Origin of the sequence: Brevundimonas sp. Leaf363, from assembly GCF_001424025.1 — a bacterium.
In the GTDB taxonomy this organism is placed as follows: Bacteria; Pseudomonadota; Alphaproteobacteria; order Caulobacterales; family Caulobacteraceae; genus Brevundimonas.
Genome location: NZ_LMPZ01000005.1, coordinates 36,382 through 53,363, shown reverse-complemented (window position 1 = coordinate 53,363; position 16,982 = coordinate 36,382). Strand labels below are relative to the sequence as shown.

At 69.3% G+C, this 16,982-nt stretch carries 16 protein-coding genes and 1 pseudogene; 12 read left to right on the top strand and 5 right to left on the bottom strand.

What is annotated here, in order from left to right; translation table 11 throughout:
• Positions 1 to 71 precede the first annotated feature (71 nt).
• From ASG17_RS14360 to ASG17_RS14340, 5 genes are all read right to left on the bottom strand, one after another.
• On the bottom strand, positions 72 to 857 hold the full coding sequence (locus tag ASG17_RS14360; RefSeq protein ID WP_056105186.1) for a hypothetical protein: 786 nt from the start codon (positions 855 to 857) through the stop codon (positions 72 to 74).
• A gap of 59 nt (positions 858 to 916) precedes the next feature.
• Positions 917 to 1,759, bottom strand: coding sequence for a transglutaminase family protein (locus ASG17_RS14355; protein WP_056105184.1), 843 nt, complete (start codon positions 1,757 to 1,759; stop codon positions 917 to 919).
• Between the two features lie 4 nt (positions 1,760 to 1,763).
• Complete coding sequence (locus tag ASG17_RS14350; RefSeq protein WP_056105182.1) at positions 1,764 to 2,702, bottom strand: alpha-E domain-containing protein; 939 nt, start codon at positions 2,700 to 2,702, stop codon at positions 1,764 to 1,766.
• A gap of 161 nt (positions 2,703 to 2,863) precedes the next feature.
• Positions 2,864 to 4,288 (bottom strand): circularly permuted type 2 ATP-grasp protein, encoded by a 1,425-nt coding sequence (locus tag ASG17_RS14345; RefSeq protein ID WP_056105180.1) that lies wholly within the window; start codon positions 4,286 to 4,288, stop codon positions 2,864 to 2,866.
• Between the two features lie 81 nt (positions 4,289 to 4,369).
• Entirely contained in the window at positions 4,370 to 5,575 is a 1,206-nt protein-coding gene (locus ASG17_RS14340) for an NAD(P)/FAD-dependent oxidoreductase (protein WP_056105179.1), read from the bottom strand.
• A gap of 215 nt (positions 5,576 to 5,790) precedes the next feature.
• Here ASG17_RS14340 and ASG17_RS14335 point away from each other — a divergent pair, with 215 nt between their 5' ends.
• The 12 genes and pseudogenes from ASG17_RS14335 to edd all read left to right on the top strand — a co-directional run bounded on the left by ASG17_RS14335 (position 5,791) and on the right by edd (position 16,982).
• A complete protein-coding gene (locus ASG17_RS14335) occupies positions 5,791 to 6,078 on the top strand; it encodes a YerC/YecD family TrpR-related protein (RefSeq protein WP_056105350.1) in 288 nt (95 codons plus the stop codon).
• A gap of 1 nt (position 6,079) precedes the next feature.
• Positions 6,080 to 6,961 (top strand): ATP phosphoribosyltransferase, encoded by an 882-nt coding sequence (gene hisG / locus ASG17_RS14330; RefSeq protein ID WP_056105177.1) that lies wholly within the window; start codon positions 6,080 to 6,082, stop codon positions 6,959 to 6,961.
• Positions 6,961 to 8,280, top strand: a complete 1,320-nt coding sequence (gene hisD, locus ASG17_RS14325; RefSeq protein WP_056105175.1) for a histidinol dehydrogenase — start codon at positions 6,961 to 6,963, stop codon at positions 8,278 to 8,280. Before hisG ends, hisD begins: the two co-directional genes overlap by 1 nt.
• A gap of 175 nt (positions 8,281 to 8,455) precedes the next feature.
• Positions 8,456 to 9,097: pseudogene (locus tag ASG17_RS16045) on the top strand (aminotransferase class I/II-fold pyridoxal phosphate-dependent enzyme); the annotation flags it as partial.
• A gap of 186 nt (positions 9,098 to 9,283) precedes the next feature.
• A complete protein-coding gene (hisB, locus tag ASG17_RS15875; RefSeq protein WP_235560484.1) occupies positions 9,284 to 9,880 on the top strand; it encodes an imidazoleglycerol-phosphate dehydratase HisB in 597 nt (198 codons plus the stop codon).
• 172 nt (positions 9,881 to 10,052) lie between these two features.
• The gene (hisH, locus tag ASG17_RS14315; protein WP_056105171.1) at positions 10,053 to 10,652 is read left to right on the top strand and encodes an imidazole glycerol phosphate synthase subunit HisH; all 600 of its coding nucleotides are present in this window, start codon (positions 10,053 to 10,055) and stop codon (positions 10,650 to 10,652) included.
• Positions 10,649 to 11,383, top strand: coding sequence for a 1-(5-phosphoribosyl)-5-[(5-phosphoribosylamino)methylideneamino]imidazole-4-carboxamide isomerase (hisA, locus tag ASG17_RS14310; RefSeq protein WP_056105169.1), 735 nt, complete (start codon positions 10,649 to 10,651; stop codon positions 11,381 to 11,383). Before hisH ends, hisA begins: the two co-directional genes overlap by 4 nt.
• A complete protein-coding gene (gene hisF / locus ASG17_RS14305; RefSeq protein WP_056105167.1) occupies positions 11,380 to 12,147 on the top strand; it encodes an imidazole glycerol phosphate synthase subunit HisF in 768 nt (255 codons plus the stop codon). The genes hisA and hisF overlap by 4 nt, the downstream gene beginning before the upstream one ends.
• Before the next feature lie 137 nt (positions 12,148 to 12,284).
• Positions 12,285 to 12,905, top strand: coding sequence for a bifunctional phosphoribosyl-AMP cyclohydrolase/phosphoribosyl-ATP diphosphatase HisIE (hisIE, locus tag ASG17_RS14300; RefSeq protein WP_056105166.1), 621 nt, complete (start codon positions 12,285 to 12,287; stop codon positions 12,903 to 12,905).
• Positions 12,906 to 12,946: 41 nt separating this feature from the next.
• Positions 12,947 to 14,398: a glucose-6-phosphate dehydrogenase gene (gene zwf / locus ASG17_RS14295; protein ID WP_056105163.1), complete on the top strand. Its 1,452-nt coding sequence runs from the start codon at positions 12,947 to 12,949 to the stop codon at positions 14,396 to 14,398.
• A complete protein-coding gene (gene pgl, locus ASG17_RS14290) occupies positions 14,395 to 15,102 on the top strand; it encodes a 6-phosphogluconolactonase (RefSeq protein WP_056105162.1) in 708 nt (235 codons plus the stop codon). Before zwf ends, pgl begins: the two co-directional genes overlap by 4 nt.
• Entirely contained in the window at positions 15,102 to 16,982 is a 1,881-nt protein-coding gene (gene edd, locus ASG17_RS14285) for a phosphogluconate dehydratase (protein ID WP_082496312.1), read from the top strand. Before pgl ends, edd begins: the two co-directional genes overlap by 1 nt.

Sequence of the window (16,982 nt, the reverse complement as noted above, 5' to 3'; positions counted from 1 at the left end):
TTGCGATTTAGTCGCAATTGGTCGGCGAGAGCTGGCACGGCCCCTCACCGAGCCGGCTTGGCTCCATGGGGTCAGCGGACGATGGCGATGCCTGGACGAGGGTCTTCGCGCGGCTCGTCAACCCAGGGCGGGTCGGGCATGGCGCGGTGGGCGGCGGCCAGGGCTTCCGACCAGCGGCGTCCCAGATCGCGGAAATAGTCGTCATCGGCGCTGATGCGCCGCTCGGCCCCGGTCAGCTCGTCGCGCGGCATGATGATCAGGTCCAGCGGCGGACCGACGGCGATGTTCGAGCGGATGGTCGAATCGAACGAGATCAGACCCAGCTTCACCGCCTCGGCCAAAGGGGTGTCGATGCGCAGCGCGCGGTCCAGGATCGGCTTGCCGTACTTCAGCTCGCCGATCTGCAGATAGGGCGTGTCGCGCCCACATTCGATGAAGTTGCCCTGCCCATATATCAGGTACAGGCCCATCTTGCCGCCCCCGATCTGGCCGCCCAGCAGCATGGACGCAGAGACATTCAGGCTGTCGGCGGTCGGCGTTGGCGGCGAGTTCAGCGTGGCGCGAACCGTGGCCAGGGCGTTGCCCAGGATCTGGGCCGCACGAAAGAGGCTGGGCGCCGTCTGCAGCGTCTCGAAGGCGGTCGAATCCGGCAGCTTGATCCCCGCCGCCACCAGGGCCAGCGCGGTCTGGGTGACCGACAGATTGCCCGCCGTCGCCACCGCCAGCACACGGTCGCCCGGGATCTTTGTGACGTGCAGCTTGCGGTAGGAGGAGATGTTGTCGACGCCGGCGTTCGTGCGGGTGTCGGCGATCATCGCCAACCCTTCATCCACCAGCATGCCGACGCAGTAGGTCACGCGGCCTTATTCCCCGTCCACGGATAAATTAGGCCTAACAGATTCGCGGGGTCTGGCGATCACGACCACGCACGTCCCTGCTGTTGCTGCTGCCCCTGTGGCGCGGGGCGCACACGCAGCGCCACCGTCAGGGTCTCGGGCCCGCCGCCGTAGCTGGTCCCCCGGATCGGCGAGGCGCCCAGCGCATCCAGGCCGACGGCGACCCGCACATAGTGTTCGGTCGGGCAGACGCCGTTGGCGGGATCGAAACCGACCCAGCCCAGATCGGGCACATAGGCCTCGGCCCAGGCGTGCGACGCCTCCTGGTCGATCTGACCGTCAGAGCGATGCAGGTGGCCCGACACGTACCGGGCCGGCACCCCAAGGCGCCGGGCGGTCGCGATGAAGATCTGGGCGTGGTCCTGGCAGACCCCGCGCTTCATGGCATAGGCCTCGGCCGCCGTATGGGCGGCGGACGTGGCCGCGGTGTCAAACACCACGGCTTCGTTGATGTGCGCCGACAGCTGATGCATCTGCGCCAGGGTTGATGAGGCGCCGCGCATCCGATCGGCCAGGTCGCGCAGGGCAGCGTCCGGCGCCGTCAGCGGCGTCTCGCGCAGGAAGACCGGCGTGGCCAGCTTTTCGACCGTGCCGTAGACCACGCCGTTGGTGTCGGACGTCGCCACCTCGCCGGTGACCCGGATGGTCAGCTCGGCCGTCGGCCGCTCGGTATAGAGGGTGTGCACGACGTTGCCGAACGCGTCCTCCGAGCGCCGCAGGTGGGCGTCGACATCCGTCTCGATGCGCCAGTCCATGACCTGCTGCCCCTCGTTGGAGCGCGGCGTCAGGCGCAGCGTCTGGACGATGAAGCGCGCCTGCCGCTGATAGGCGTAGCGCGTGGAGTGGTCGATCCGAATACGCATGGGCTCAGACCAGGTACTGATCGTGGATTGAGGCGGCCAGGCCGTTGTTCTCGGCCAGGAAGCGCTGGATGTATTCGTGCAGGCCGGACTGGAAGATGTCCTCGATCTTGGCCTCGTTGAACTGGGACAGGCGGGCCGAGGCCATGCGCTGGGCCGGGCCGCGGCGACCGTAATCGGTGGCCAGCTTTTCCAGATAGCTGACGATCATGCCCTGGCAGCTGGCCAGCGAGCGCGGCATCTGGCGGTTCAGCACCATCAGATCGGCGACCAGCCACGGCCGCACGCTCTCGCGGTAGACCCAGCGATAGGCGGTTAGAGCCGACACCTCGCGCAGCAGCGTGGTCCACTGGAAGTAATCCAGTTGCCCCCCCACCCGCTCGCCGGCGGGCAGCAGCAGGTGGTACTTCACGTCCAGCAGGCGGGCGGTGTTGTCGGCACGCTCGATCGCCATGCCCAGGCGCAGGAACCAGTATCCGTCGTTGCGAAGCATGGTCCGCGACGCGGCGCCTTCGAAGGCCAGGGACACGCCCTTCACCCACTCCAGAAACCGCACGAAGTCGTCGCGCTTCCCCGGCTCGCCGAAGTCGGCCAAGCCGTTGTAGGCGCCGTTGATCGCCTCCCACAGCTCGATGGTCAGGGCGGTGCGAACCGACCGCGCGTTGGTGCGCGCGCGCGTCAGGCAGGCGCGGATGGACGAGCCGTTCTCGGGCGAGAACGCCAGATAATCGCGCACCGACTTCTCGGATACGGCGCGACCACTGACCTCGAACCCGGTCGATGCGCCGGCCGAAGCCAAGGCGCTGGCCCAGGCAGTGGCGGCGGCGGCGTCCTTGGCCGGCAGGGCGGCCAAGCGAACGGCCGCCTCCAGGATGCGCGCGAGGAAGTCCGCCCGCTCCATGTAGCGGCCGGTCCAGTAGAGGCTTTCTGCGGTACGGCTGAGCATCTTAAATCCTCCCCCATTGGGGGAGGGGGACCCCGGAGGGGTGGAGGGGGCTCGACGCCGGACGCGAGGTTAGACGAGACACGCTGCGCGTGAGGCAGGCCCCCTCCACCGCAAGCGGCCCCCCTCCCCCGTGAAAAACGGGGGAGGATCTGGAAACGGCGTCACTCATCCAGCACCCAGGTGTCCTTTGTGCCGCCGCCCTGACTGGAGTTGACCACCAGTGATCCAGGCTTGAGCGCGACGCGGGTCAGGCCGCCGGGCGTGACGCGGATGCCGGACGGGCTGGACAGCACGAACGGCCGCAGGTCCACGTGACGCGGGGCAAGCTTGCCCCCGTCCAGCGTCGGCGCCGTCGACAGGCTGAGCGTCGGCTGGGCGATGAAGTCGTCGGGGTCGGCGATCAGTTTGGCCCGGAAGGTCTCGATCTCGGCCTTGGTCGACGCCGGGCCGACCAGCATGCCGTAGCCGCCGGATCCGCCCACTTCCTTGACCACTAGCTGGTCCAACTGTTCCAGCACCTGCCTCAGGTCATCCGCCTCGCGGCAGCGCCAAGTCGGCACGTTCTTCAGGATCGGATCCTCGCCCGTATAGAAGCGGATCAGGTCCGGCATGTAGGTGTAGACGGCCTTGTCGTCGGCCACACCGGTGCCGACCGCATTGGCCAGGGTGACGGTTCCGGCCTGGTAGGCGCCCATCAGCCCGGGGATCCCGACGGCCGAGTTCGGCATGAAGGTCAGGGGATCGAGGAAGTCGTCGTCGATGCGGCGATAGATGACGTCGACCTGTTTGGGCCCCTCGGTCGTGCGCATGAAGACCTTGTCGTCGTTGACGAAAAGGTCCGCCCCTTCAACCAGCTCCACGCCCATCTTGTCGGCCAGGAAGGAGTGTTCGTAATAGGCCGAGTTGAACGGGCCGGGCGTCAGCACCACGATCACCGGATCGTCCCCCGCCCCCACCGGCGCGGACGCCTGCAGCGAGCGCAGGAGCATGTCGGGATAGGCCTCGACCGGCCGGATCCGGTGTTCCGCGAACAGGTCGGGGAACAGCCGCATCATCATCTCGCGGTTCTCCAGCATGTAGGAGACGCCGGACGGCGTGCGGACGTTGTCCTCCAGCACATAGAAGCCGTCCTCGCCCGTGCGGACCAGGTCGATGCCGGAGATGTGGTTCCAGATGTCGCCCGGCGGACGGCGGCCCTGCATTTCAGGCCGGTAGTTGGGATTGGTCAGCACCAGATCGGCCGGGATGATGCCGGCGCGGATGCAATCTTGCGCGCCGTAGACGTCCTTCAGGAAGGCGTTGATGGCCGAGACGCGCTGCTTCAGGCCCTTTTCCAGCCCGGCCCATTCGCGACCACCGAGAATGCGAGGCACGACGTCGAAGGGGATCAGTCGCTCGTTGGATTCAGCGTCGCCGTAGACGGCGAAGGTCACCCCCATGCGGCGGAAGAACAGCTCCGCCTGCCGCGACCGCGACTGCAGCAGGTCGTCGGGCGCCGCCTCGAGCCAGCGAGCCAGCGTCTGATAGCTCTCGCGGATTTGCCCCGCGCCGCCATCGCCCGACATTTCGTCAAAAGCCGCCGTCATTCCCGCCTTCGGTGATCCGTTCACGCAGCTTGACCCCGCACCGACCGCGCGCGCAACACAAATGTTGCAGTGCGACGACGCTTAGTCGGCGGCAACCGCCTTCATGGAAACGGCAGGGTCGGCCAATCGCTCCCCATCGACCGGAGTGCGCCTGCCGATCAGTTGCTTGCCGCCCATGAACTCGGGCGGGGCGTTGACCGCTTCCACGCAGACGATGCGGTCGCCGTTGAGATGGAAGACGCCGAAGCTGCGCGCGGCCGGATCGCCCCGCACAACCTGCCGGTCGGCCCCGGTCGGCAGGCCGGCGATCTGAAGCTTCAGGTCATACTGGTCGGACCAAAACCACGGCACTTCGGCCGGCGGCGGCGCGCGGCCGACGATGGCGGCGGCGACCTGCTTGGCCTGCTCCAGCGCATTGGGCACGCTCTCCAGCCGCCAAGTCAGATCGAGCGCCGGGACCGGCCGCCGCGTCATATCGCCGATGGCGTAGATGGACGGGTCCGACGTGCGCGCGCTCTCGTCCACCACCACGCCGCCCTCGCAGGTCAGGCCCGCCGTGGCGGCCAGGGCGTCGCAGGCGTCCGCCCCGATGCCGACCAAAACCGCATCCGCTGCGATGACCCGTCCATCGCTGAGGCTGACGCCGTCCGGGGCCACGCCCATGACCGCGGCTCCGGTCAGGATCTCGACGCCCCTGGCCCGATGCTCGGTGGTGAAGAATTCCGACAGCGTCTCTGACGCGACCCGCGCCAGCACGCGGTCCATCCGCTCAATCACCACCGCCTCGGCGCCCAGCGCCCGGGCCGAGGCCGCCGCCTCCAGCCCGACATAGCCGCCGCCGACCACCGCCAGTCGCCTGCCGGGCCCCAGCGCCGCCTTCAGCCGCTCGGCGTCCTTCAGCGTCCGCAGCTCCAGAATGTCGGGGTGATCGCCGCCCGCGACGGGCAGCTTCCGCAAGGTCGAGCCCGTAGCCAGGATCAGGATGTCATAGGGTTCGACCGCCCCGCCATCAAAGGTCACCGTCTTCGCCGCCGCGTCGATCGCGGTCGCGGTCACACCGGTGCGCAGTTCGATGGTCTGCTCGACGTAGAAGCTCTCGGGCCGCAGCAGCAGGTCCTCCAGACCCGCCTCCCCCTTCAGCCACGCCTTCGACAGCAGCGGCCGCTGGTAGGGCGGCGCGGCCTCGGTCCCCGCCAGCACGATCTGTCCCTCGAAGCCGTACTGCCGCAGGAACGCCGCCGCCGATCCGCCCGCGTGGCCCGCACCGATGATGAGCACCTTGGTCATACGCCTGAGATAAGGCGCGTGCGCCACTCTGTCTCCTCTCCATTCGCGGATGCGGATGGAGAGGTGGATCGGCCGTCAGGCCGAGACGTAGGGGCTGTTCAAACGCTGCGCCTGTGTTCGCCCCTCCACCGCTCCGCGGTCCCTCTCCCCATCAAAACGATGGGGAGGAAAAGCAGCCTTGACCGTTCCATCGTTACAGCATAGTGGAACGCGCCATGACGCCGCCTCCCGCCAGCGCCGACCTCTATGACGCCCTGCTCTCACTGGAGACGCGGGCGGAGGTCGACGCATTTCTGGCCGATCTGTGCACCCCTGCCGAGCTGCGCGCGTTTGCCGAGCGGTGGCAGGTCGCGCAGATGCTGGACGCCGGCGACAAGTCCTACCGCGAAATCGCCGCCCAGGCGCACGCCAGCCCGACAACCGTGGTGCGCGTCGCCCGTTCTCTGAAAGACATGCCGCACCAGGGCTATCGCCTGGCGCTGGACCGACTGAAGGCCGAGTAGAATGAGCACTGTGCAAGGGCGGCTTCGTATCGCCGTCCAGAAATCCGGACGCCTGTCCGACCGCAGCCTGGACTTGATCCGGGATGCGGGCCTGAAGTGGGTCAAGGGCAATAACGACCTGCTGTACCGGGTCGAAAACTACCCGATCGACCTGCTGCGCGTGCGCGACGACGACATCCCGACCTTCGTGGCGGACGGCGTCTGCGACCTGGGCATCGTCGGCGAGAATGTGCTGGAGGAGGGCAAGAACGGAGGCGCGAACGCCGAGGTCGTCATGCCGCTGGGCTTCGGCCGCTGCACGCTGAAGATCGCCGCGCCCCCGACGCTGGCCTACGACGGGCCGGCCTCGCTGGACGGCCTTCGCATCGCCACCAGCTATCCGAAGATCCTGCGCAAGTTCCTGGACCAGCGCGGCGTCGGCGCCGACATCATCATCATGCGCGGTGCGGTCGAGGTCGCTCCCCGACTGAAGCTGGCCGCCGCCATCTGCGACCTGGTCTCGACCGGCGCGACGCTGGAGGCCAACGGCCTGCAGGCCAAGGACACGGTGCTGGAAAGCCAGGCGGTCCTGATCCGCTCGCCCGTCGCCCCGGAGCCCGGCCTGCAGCATCTGCTCGACAGCATCATCGAGCGCATGGCCGGCGTGGTGTCTTCGCAGGGCGCCAAATACGTGATGCTGAACGCGCCGCGCTCCGCCCTCGACACCATCACCGCCATCCTGCCGGGCGCCGGCTCTCCAACCGTCATGCCCCTGATGGGCCGCGACGACGCCGTGGCCGTCCATGCGGTGTGCCAGGAGGCGGTCTTCTGGGAGACGCTGGAGAAGCTGAAGGCCGCCGGCGCTTCTGCCATCCTGGTGCTGCCGATCGAGAAGATGATGTGATGGCGTTTGGTCAGAGCCTGATCGACTGGGCGTCGCTGGACGCCGCCGGGCGCAAGGCCGCCCTGGCCCGCCCGGCCCAGCGCTCGGCCGGCGATGTCACCGAGGTGGTGCGGACCATCCTGGAAGACGTGCAGACGCGCGGCGGCGCGGCCGTCAACGACTGGTGCGTGAAGCTGGACGGCGCCCCGCCCCGCCGCATCGCCATCACGCCCGAGACCGTGAGCAAGGCGCGCGGCGACCTGCCGCCCGCCGATGTCCGCGCCCTGCGCATGGCCGCCGACAATATCCGCGTCTTCCACCAAGCGACGCGGCCGGAGGACACGGCCTTCATCGAGACCACGCCGGGCGTGCGCTCCAAGCTGGCCTGGCGCCCCATCGGCGCGGCCGGCCTCTACGTCCCCGGCGGCACGGCGCCCCTGTTCTCGAGCCTGATGATGCTGGCGATCCCGGCCGGCGTGGCGGGGGTGCGAGAGCGCGTCGCCGTCACCCCGCCGGACAAGTCGGGCGGCGTCCACCCCGCCATGATCCTGGCCGCCGCCGAGGCGGGTCTGGACGCCATCTGGCTGATCGGCGGCGCCCAGGCCATCGCCGCCCTGACCTTCGGCGCCGAACTGGACGACGGCGTGATCCCGGCCTGCGACAAGCTGTTCGGACCCGGCAACGCCTATGTCGCCGAGGCCAAGAAGCAGGCCGCCGCCCTCCCCGGCGGCCCCGCCGTCGACATGCCCGCAGGCCCGTCGGAGCTGATGGTCATCGTCGACCGCGACTCGGCGCCCGAGATCGCCGCCGCCGACCTGCTCAGCCAGGCCGAGCACGACGCGGACGCCCAGGTGCTGCTGGTCTCGACCAGCCGCGCCACGATCGACTACATCCTGTCCGAGGTGGAGGCCCAGCTGGAAGGCCTGCCGCGCGAGGCCATCGCCCGTGCTTCCCTGGCCGAGGCCCGCGCCATCCTGGTGCGCGATCTGGACACGGCCTGCGAGGTCGCCAACCTGTATGGCCCCGAACACCTGGCCATCCAGGTCGAATACGCCGACGAACTGGTCGATCAGATCCAGGCCGCCGGCGCGATCTTCGTCGGCCGCTGGGCCGCCGAGACGCTCGGCGACTACGCCGCCGGCCCCAGCCACGTCCTGCCCACCGACGGCGGCGCCCGCACCCTGGGCGGCGTCACCACGGCCAGCTTCATGACCTCCATGTCGGTACAGGTCGTAACCGAAGCCGGCGCCCGCGCCCTGGCCCCCATCGCCGCCCGGCTGGCGCGAATGGAAGGTTTGGAAGCCCACGCGCGGGCGGCCGATCTGAGGAGCGAGGGATGAGCCGCGCGGATAAGATCCTTCTCCCCTCGGGGGAGAAGGTGGCCGGCGGAGCCGGTCGGATGAGGGGGGCGTCTGACGCGCGCTCGACCTTCACCGGCATGGCTGCCGATCCCGCCCCCTCATCCGTCTCGCTTCGCGAGCCACCTTCTCCCCCGAGGGGAGAAGGAGACCGATCATGACCCTGCCCGCTCCCTTTCCGCCGCTGGTGTCCGGTGGCGACGGCCTGGACCGCTATCCGGCGGAAAGCGCAGCCCTCGCCGCGCGCATGGCCGCCGTTTATGGCGTGCCGCTCGACAGCGTCCTGCCGGTGCGCGGCACGACCCATGGGCTGGAGCTGGTCTGGCGGCTGGCGGCGCGTGGCGGCGGCGCGGTCGAGGCTCCGGACGCGGAACCCTACACGCGCTTGCAGGCCATATACCCCGCCCGCGGCGCCGTCTCGGCCCAGGTCGTCCGCGCGCTCGGCTCGGTCGAGGCCGTGGCCGAGATGGCGGCGCGCGTCGCCCCCGCCCTGCTGGTCGTGGACGAGGGCCTGATCGAGTTCTCGGACCACGCCTCGGCCGCCACCGTCGTTGCCGACCAGCCGAACCTGATCGTTCTGCGCAGCCTGTCGCTGGCTTACGGGTTGGCCGGCGCCCGCGTCGGCGCGGCCCTCGCCCAGCCGCAGACCCTGGCGCGCATGGCCGAGGTGATCGAGCCCTACGCCCTGCCCGAACCCCTGGTCCGGCTGGCCCAGCAGGCGCTTGATCCGTCGCGCATGATCGAGACCGCCGAGCGCATCGCCGCCGTTCGCAAGGAACGCGAGCGGATCGTGCGCGAGCTGTCGCGCCAGATGCCGGTCGACGCTGGGGTGGGCCCCATCATCATGGCCCGCCCCGAAGACCCGGCCGCCGCCCTGACCGCGCTCAAGACCTATGGCGTCCAAGGCGATCTGTCGGGCGACCGCCTGCGCCTGCCCGTCTCGATCAAGGCTGAGGTCAACGACCGGCTGCTGGCCGCCTTCGGCCTGGCCCCCGCCCGGCGCCGCCCGAACCGCACCGGCAGCGTCGTGCGCGACACCAAGGAGACCCGCATCGTCTGCGCCGTCGATCTGGACGCGACCGGCCCGATCCGCATCGAGACCGGCGTCGGCTTCTTCGACCATATGCTGGAGCAGATCGCGTCGCACGGCGGCTTTTCCCTGCGCCTGCAATGCGAGGGCGACCTGCACACCGACCCGCACCACACCATCGAGGACAGCGCCATCGCCCTGGGTCAGGCGCTGAAACAGGCGCTGGGCGAGCGCCGGGGCATCGCCCGCTACGGCTTCGTCCTGGCCATGGACGAGGCCGAGGCCCACGTCGCCATCGACCTGTCGGGCCGGCCCTATCCCCTGTTCGAAGGGTCGTTCGCGACCCCCTTCATCGGCGAATACCGCACGGACCTGACCGCCCACGTCTTCCGGTCCCTGGCCGAGGCGATGGGCGCGGCCATCCACATCAAGGTCTCCGGCGACGACGACCACCACAAGACCGAGGCCGTCTACAAGGGCTTCGCCCGCGCCCTTCGCCAGGCCATCCGCATCGAAGGCAACGCCGTGCCGAGCACCAAGGGGGTGTTGTGATGGGCGCGACCCAAATCCTCCACCGCCCTTCGCGGGGGAGGGGGACCGCTTGCGGTGGAGGGGGGGAGGGCATCCGCGCCGTTCTCCGTCTAGCCGCCCACCCAGCTTTCGCCCCCTCCACCACTGCGTGGTCCCCCTCCCCCGCTTCGCTGCGCTGCTCGGTGGAGGATCGATGACCGACGTCGCCGTCATCGCCTATGGCGCCGGCAACGTCGCCTCGGTCCAGTTCGCGCTGGAGCGTCTCGGCGCGCGCGTCGTGCTGACCGACGACCCGGCCGTGATCGCCTCGGCCAAGCGGGTCATCCTGCCCGGCGTCGGCGCCGCCGCCTATGCGATGGGTCGACTGGAAGCGCTGGGTCTGATCGAGCCGATCCGCGCCTTCACCCGGCCCCTGCTGGGCGTGTGCCTGGGCCAGCAGCTGCTGTTCGAGAGCAGCGACGAGGGCGACACGCCGCTTCTGGGCCTCATCCCCGGTCGCGTCCGCAGGCTGGAACCGGGTGGGGACCGGACCGTGCCGCACATGGGCTGGAGCCGGCTCGAGCGCGTGCGCGACGACCCCCTGACCGCAGGGCTGGACGAGCGGCCCTACGCCTATTTCGTCCACAGCTACGCCTGCCCGGACGGCCCTGCGACGCTGGCGCGCGCCGAATACGGCGGCCCTGTTCCGGCCATCGTCGGCCGGGACAACTTCCGCGGCTGCCAATTCCATCCCGAACGCTCGGCCGAGGCCGGCGCGCACATCCTCAAGACCTTCCTGGAGCTGCCGGCGTGATCATCTATCCGGCCATCGACCTGAAAGACGGCGTCTGCGTGCGGCTGATGCACGGCCGGTTCGATCAGGTGACGCACTACGACGATCAGCCGGCCGCGCGCCTGACCGCCTTCGCGACCGAGGGCGCCGGGTGGATCCATATCGTCGATCTGGACGGCGCCGAAGCCGGCCGGGCCGTCCAGCACGCCCTGATCGGCGAGCTGACCCGGGCGATCCAGGTCAAGGTCCAGTCCGGCGGCGGCGTGCGCGGGGCCAACGACATCGCCGCCCTGCTGGACGCCGGCGTTGCTCGCGTCGTCGTCGGATCGCTGGCGGTGACCCAGCCCAATGATGTCGTGGCCTGGCTTAAGGGCTTCGGCGCGGACCGCATCACCCTGGCTCTGGACGTCCGCATCGAGGACGGCGTTCCCGTGCCGGCGCTGAAGGGCTGGACTCAGTCGTCGGGCGTCACCCTGTGGGAGACGCTGGACCGCTATCCGCCGGGCGTCGCCAAACATCTGCTGGTCACCGATGTGGGCCGCGATGGGGCCCTGACGGGACCGAACACCGACCTGCTGGCCGAAATCCGCCACCGCCGCCCGGACCTGGCGCTTCAGGCCTCCGGCGGCATCGCGTCGCTGGAGGACATCGCGGCCGTCAAGGCGCTGGGCTGCCACGGCGCCATCGTCGGCCGCGCCCTCTACGAAGGGAAGTTCACGCTGGAAGCGGCGCTTAAGATCGCTCGCGCATGACGGCGCGGCGGATCATTCCCTGCCTGGACGTGCGCGACGGGCGCGTGGTCAAGGGCGTGCGCTTCCTCGACCATGTCGATATGGGCGACGCCGCCGAGCTGGCCGCGCGCTATCGCGACGAGGGGGCGGACGAGCTGGTGTTCTACGACATCACCGCCAGCCCGGAGGGACGCACGCTGGACTATGGCTGGGTGCGCGAGATCGCCCGGCTGCTGGACATCCCCTTCTGCGTCGCCGGCGGCATCCGTTCGGTGGAGCAGGCGGGGCGGTGCCTGGACAACGGCGCGGACAAGGTCTCGGTCAACTCACCCGCGCTGGAACGCCCCGACCTGATCGGCGAACTGGCCGACCGCTTCGGCAGCCAGTGCGTGGTGGTCGGCGTCGATTCACGGCGCGAGGACGATGACTGGGTGGTCCACAAATACACCGGCGATCCCGACAGCCGTCGCCTGGCGGGCCGCAGCACCATGGATTGGATCGGCGAGGCCCAGGCGCGAGGCGCGGGCGAGATCGTGCTGAACTGCATCGATCAGGACGGGGTGCGCCAGGGATATGACACGGCCCAGCTGGCTCAGGCGCGCAGCCGCCTGACCATTCCGCTGGTCGCCTCGGGCGGCGCGGGGGCGGAATCGCATTTCCTGGATGTTTTCGACCGCGCCAACGTCTCGGGCGCCCTGGCCGCCAGCGTCTTTCATACTGGGGCGATCCGGATCGGCGATCTGAAGGCCTTTCTGGCAGGATCGGGCGTGGAGGTGCGGCAATGAGCGATCTGAAATCCTCCCCCATTGGGGGAGGGGGACCGCTTGCGGTGGAGGGGGCCGGCATCACGCACGGCGCAGGAACTCAATCCGCAACATCGGGCATCGAACCCCCTCCACCCCTTCGGGGTCCCCCTCCCCCAATGGGGGAGGATTTTGAGAACCTCGACTTCGACAAGGGCAACGGCCTGGTCCCCGCCGTGGTGCAGGACGCGGACACGCTGCAGGTGCTGACACTGGCCTACATGGACCGCGCCGCGCTGGACGAGACGATCCAGAGCGGCGAGGCGACGTTCTTCTCGCGCTCGCGCGGCGGGCGGTGGAGGAAGGGCGAGACCTCGGGCAACCGGCTGAAGGTAGTGTCCGTCACGCCCGACTGCGACGGCGACGCCCTGGTTCTGGCGGTCCGACCGATGGGACCGGCCTGCCATCTGGGCACGACCTCCTGCTTCGGCCCGGACACCGCGCCCGGCCTCGGCCGTCTGGCCGAGCTGGAACGCACCATCGCGCGCCGGGCCGGCGCTGATCCGGCCTCCAGCTGGACCGCCAAACTGATGGCGCAGGGGCCCAAGCGCATCGCCCAGAAGGTGGGCGAAGAGGGCGTCGAGACGGCTCTGGCGGGGGTCGCTGGGCCTGACGAGGAAGTGGCGTCCGAGGCGGCGGATTTGATCTACCACCTGTTTGTCCTTCTAAAGGCCCGTAACATGGTGTTTCAGGACGTCCTCGACGTGTTGGCGCGCCGGGCGGAACAGGCCAAGGACTGAGGCTCAAGGGCCTTCAGAGTCCGGATCGGGAAGGACCAGGAATGGCGGCATTGGTGCTGTTCGGCGGCGGTGGCGATTTGGCCATGCGCATGCTGCTGCCCTCTCTGTATTTCCTGGAGCAGGAGCGCCTGCTGCCCGACGGCCTGAAGATCGTCGGCGTCGCCCGCTCGGCCGAGAGCCGCGAGGAATATGTCGCCAAGGTCCGCGAAGCCTGCGAGGCCCGCACCGGCGCCGACTGGTCGCCCGAGGACTTCGCCCGGCTGGAGCCGCGCCTGGATTATCTGGCGCTGGACGCCACGTCGGCCGACAGCCTGAAGCAACTGCGCGAGCGTCTCGGCGACGATGACGCCCTGACCTTCTTCCTGGCCGTGTCGCCATCGCTGTACGGCGGCATCGTCAAGGCGCTGAAGGGCGCCGGACTGGCGACCGATCAGGCGCGCATCGTGCTGGAAAAGCCCGTCGGCCGCGACCTGAAGACCTTCCTGGAGATCGACGACGCGGTGGCCCACGCCTTCCGCGAGGACCAGGTGTTCCGCATCGACCACTATCTGGGCAAGGAGACGGTTCAGAACCTGATCGCCCTGCGATTCGGCAACACGGTGTTCGAGCCGCTGTGGAACAGCCAGAACATCGACCACGTGCAGATCACCATCGGCGAAACGGTGGGCGTCGGCGATCGCTGGCCCTACTATGACGAGTACGGCGCCCTGAGGGACATGCTGCAGAACCACATGCTGCAGCTGCTGTGCCTGGTGGCGATGGAGCCGCCCAGCGATCTGGATCCCGAATCCGTCCGCAACGAGAAGGTGAAGGTCCTGAAGTCCCTTCGCCCGATCACGCAGGAGGAGGTCGAGCGGGTCACCGTGCGCGGCCAGTACGTCGCGGGTCTGTCGGAGGGCCAGCCGGCCAAGGGCTATGACGAGGAACGCGGCGAGGATTCGGACACCGAGACCTTCGTCGCCATCCGCGCCGACATCGACAACTGGCGCTGGGCCGGCACGCCCTTCTTCATGCGGACCGGCAAGCGCCTGCCCGAGAAGCGCACCGAGATCGTCATCCAGTTCAAGCCCCTGCCCCACTCGATCTTCGACTACGAGGACGGCGAGCCGGCAGCCAACAAGATGATCATCGAGTTGCAGCCCGAGGAAGACATCTCCCTCACGGTCATGAACAAGAAGGCCGGGCTGGACGGCCGGATGCAGCTGCAGCCCATCAAGATGAGCCTGTCCTGGGGCTTCCGCGGCAAGGGGGACACCGCGCCGCGCCGCCGCATCGCCTATGAAAGGCTGCTGCTGGACGCGCTGAAGGGCGATTCGACCCTGTTCGTCCGCCGGGACGAGGCCGAGCAGGCCTGGAAGTGGGTGGACGAGGTGTCCGACGCCTGGGCCGACGGGGGCATCAAGCCGCAGGAGTATGTGGCCGGCAGCTGGGGCCCGCCCCTGGCCGACACCCTGCTGGCGCGCACCGGCCGCACCTGGAACACCTCGGAGTGACCGCCATCGAAACCTTCGCCGGTCAGGACGCCTGGGCCGAAGCCTGCGCCGCGCGCCTGGCCGAGACGCTGGAAGCGGCCGTGCTGGCCAACGGCAAGGCGATCTTCGCCGGCGCCGGCGGGTCCACGCCCTCGCCCATCTATCGCCAGATGGCGGCGATGGCGCTGGACTGGGACAAGGTCGTCGTCACCCTGGTCGACGAGCGCTACGTGCCCGAGACCAGCCCGGACTCGAACGCGGCCCTGATGAAGGCGACGTTGCTGACCGGCCCGGCCGCCGCCGCGACCTTCCTGCCGCTCTTTTCGGCCGAGGTGACGGTGGACCGCGCCGCCGCTGTCGCGGCCGCCGCGCTGGCCGCTCAGGGCTCGCGTCTGGACGCGGTCCTTCTCGGCATGGGGGAAGATGGTCATATCTGCTCCATGTTCCCGCAAAGCCCCACCCTGAAGACCCTGCTGACCCCGACGCTGAAGCCGACCGTCCTGGGCGTCCCGCACGGCCGCGACGGCCTGGCCCCAAGTCTGGAGCGCCTGTCGATCAACCTGCCCTACCTGGCCCAGGCCGGCCGGGTGGTGCTGGCGCTGAAGGGGGCGGCCAAGCGCGACGTGTTCGAACGCGAGGCGACGGGTGATCCGGTGACCCAGCCGATCGCGGCCCTGGTCGCATCCGGCGCCCCGCTCGAAATTCTCTGGACGGAGGCCGCGTAATGGCCGGCGAGTTCAAACTGCATCCCAGGACCGCCGAGGTCACCGACCGCATCATCGCGCGCAGCCGCGAGACGCGCCGGGACTATGTGGCCCGCATGGACGCCGCGCGTGGCAACGGCGTGGCCCGCGCCAAGCTGTCCTGCGCCAACTGGGCCCACGCCTTCGCCGGCCAGACCCTGGCCGACAAGCTGACGGCGATGGATGGCTCAAAGCCCAACATCGGCATCGTCACCGCCTATAACGACATGCTCTCGGCCCACCAGCCGTTCGAACGCTACCCCGCCGTGATCCGCGAGGCGGCCCGTGCAGTGGGCGGCACTGCCCAGGTCGCCGGCGGCACGCCCGCCATGTGCGACGGCGTCACCCAAGGCCGTCCGGGCATGGAGCTGTCGCTCTTCAGCCGCGATGTCATCGCCATGTCGGCCGGCGTCGCCCTGACCCACGACGCCTTCGACGCCGCCGTGTGTCTGGGCGTCTGCGACAAGATCGTGCCGGGCCTGTTCATGGGCGCCCTGGCCTTTGGCCACCTGCCCGTCATCTTCGCCCCGGCCGGCCCGATGCCCTCGGGCATCCCCAATGCCGAAAAGGCCCGCGTCCGCGCCGAGTTCGCGCAGGGCAAGGTGGATCGGCAGACCCTGCTGGAAAGCGAGGTCGCCAGCTATCACTCGCCGGGCACCTGCACCTTCTACGGCACCGCCAACTCCAACCAGATGATGATGGAGCTGGCCGGGCTGCACATGCCCTCCACCGCCTTCGTTCATCCCGAGACCGGCCTGCGCGACGCCCTGACGGCCGCCGCCGCCAAGCGGGCCGTCGAGCTGGCCCGGTCAGGTCAGGGCCGGATGGCCGACGTCATCGACGAGAAGTCGGTCGTGAACATGATCGTGGCCCTCTTGGCTACCGGCGGGTCAACCAATCACGCCATCCACCTGGTCGCCATGGCGCGCTCGGCCGGCGTGCTGATCGACTGGACCGACATGGACGAATTGTCGGCCGTGACGCCGCTGCTGGCGCGGGTCTATCCGAACGGCTCGGCCGACGTGAACGCCTTCCAGGCGGCGGGCGGCGTGGCCTTCATCACCCGCGAACTGGCCAAGGGCGGCTTCGTCCACACCGACGTGACTACGGTCGCCGGTCAGGGGCTGGAGCACTATTTTAAGGAGCCCATCCTCAAGGACGGCGAACTGATCTGGGTCGACGGCGTCGAGTCCAGCCTGGACGAGGCCATCGTGCGCCCCTTCGACAACCCCTTCGACAAGGAGGGCGGCCTGCGCCTGCTGAAGGGGCCGCTGGGCCGCGCCGTCATCAAGGTGTCGGCCGTGAAGCCCGAGCACCGGATCATCGAGGCGCCCGCCCGGGTCTTCGACGACCAGGACGACTTCCTGGCCGCGTTCAAGGCGGGCGAGATGGACAAGGACGGCATCGCCGTCGTCCGATTCCAGGGCCCCAAGGCCAACGGCATGCCTGAGTTGCATAGCCTGTCGCCCGGCCTTTCGGTCCTTCAGGACCGCGGCTTCAAGGTCGCTCTGGTCACGGACGGCCGGATGTCGGGCGCCTCGGGCAAAACCCCGGCCGCCATTCACATCACGCCCGAAGCCATCGAGGGCGGCCCCCTGGCCTATGTCCAGGACGGCGACATCATCCGCGTCAACGCCGAGACGGGCGAGCTAACCATCCAGGTCGCGCCCGAGGTCTTGATGGCTCGCCCCCGCGCCCGCCCGACCGCCCAACACTGGGGCTATGGCCGAGAACTGTTCGGGGCGTTCCGCGCCTCGGTCGGCTCGGCCGAACAGGGCGCCTCCGTCTGCTTCGCCGCCAATTATTCAGAACCTGTCGTTTCGGCTGCTCACGCCCTGACCGACGCAACCATCGACGCCTGA

Excerpts from the sequence above, each read along its gene's own strand:
- ASG17_RS14355 (WP_056105184.1), bottom strand. The coding sequence starts at position 1,759 with ATGCGTATTCGGATCGACCACTCCACGCGCTACGCCTATCAGCGGCAG.
- ASG17_RS14350 (WP_056105182.1), bottom strand. The coding sequence starts at position 2,702 with ATGCTCAGCCGTACCGCAGAAAGCCTCTACTGGACCGGCCGCTACATG.
- ASG17_RS14345 (WP_056105180.1), bottom strand. The coding sequence starts at position 4,288 with ATGACGGCGGCTTTTGACGAAATGTCGGGCGATGGCGGCGCGGGGCAA.
- ASG17_RS14340 (WP_056105179.1), bottom strand. The coding sequence starts at position 5,575 with ATGACCAAGGTGCTCATCATCGGTGCGGGCCACGCGGGCGGATCGGCG.
- ASG17_RS14335 (WP_056105350.1), top strand. The coding sequence starts at position 5,791 with ATGACGCCGCCTCCCGCCAGCGCCGACCTCTATGACGCCCTGCTCTCA.
- hisG (WP_056105177.1), top strand. The coding sequence starts at position 6,080 with ATGAGCACTGTGCAAGGGCGGCTTCGTATCGCCGTCCAGAAATCCGGA.
- hisD (WP_056105175.1), top strand. The coding sequence starts at position 6,961 with ATGGCGTTTGGTCAGAGCCTGATCGACTGGGCGTCGCTGGACGCCGCC.
- hisH (WP_056105171.1), top strand. The coding sequence starts at position 10,053 with ATGACCGACGTCGCCGTCATCGCCTATGGCGCCGGCAACGTCGCCTCG.
- hisF (WP_056105167.1), top strand. The coding sequence starts at position 11,380 with ATGACGGCGCGGCGGATCATTCCCTGCCTGGACGTGCGCGACGGGCGC.
- hisIE (WP_056105166.1), top strand. The coding sequence starts at position 12,285 with ATGGGGGAGGATTTTGAGAACCTCGACTTCGACAAGGGCAACGGCCTG.
- zwf (WP_056105163.1), top strand. The coding sequence starts at position 12,947 with ATGGCGGCATTGGTGCTGTTCGGCGGCGGTGGCGATTTGGCCATGCGC.
- edd (WP_082496312.1), top strand. The coding sequence starts at position 15,102 with ATGGCCGGCGAGTTCAAACTGCATCCCAGGACCGCCGAGGTCACCGAC.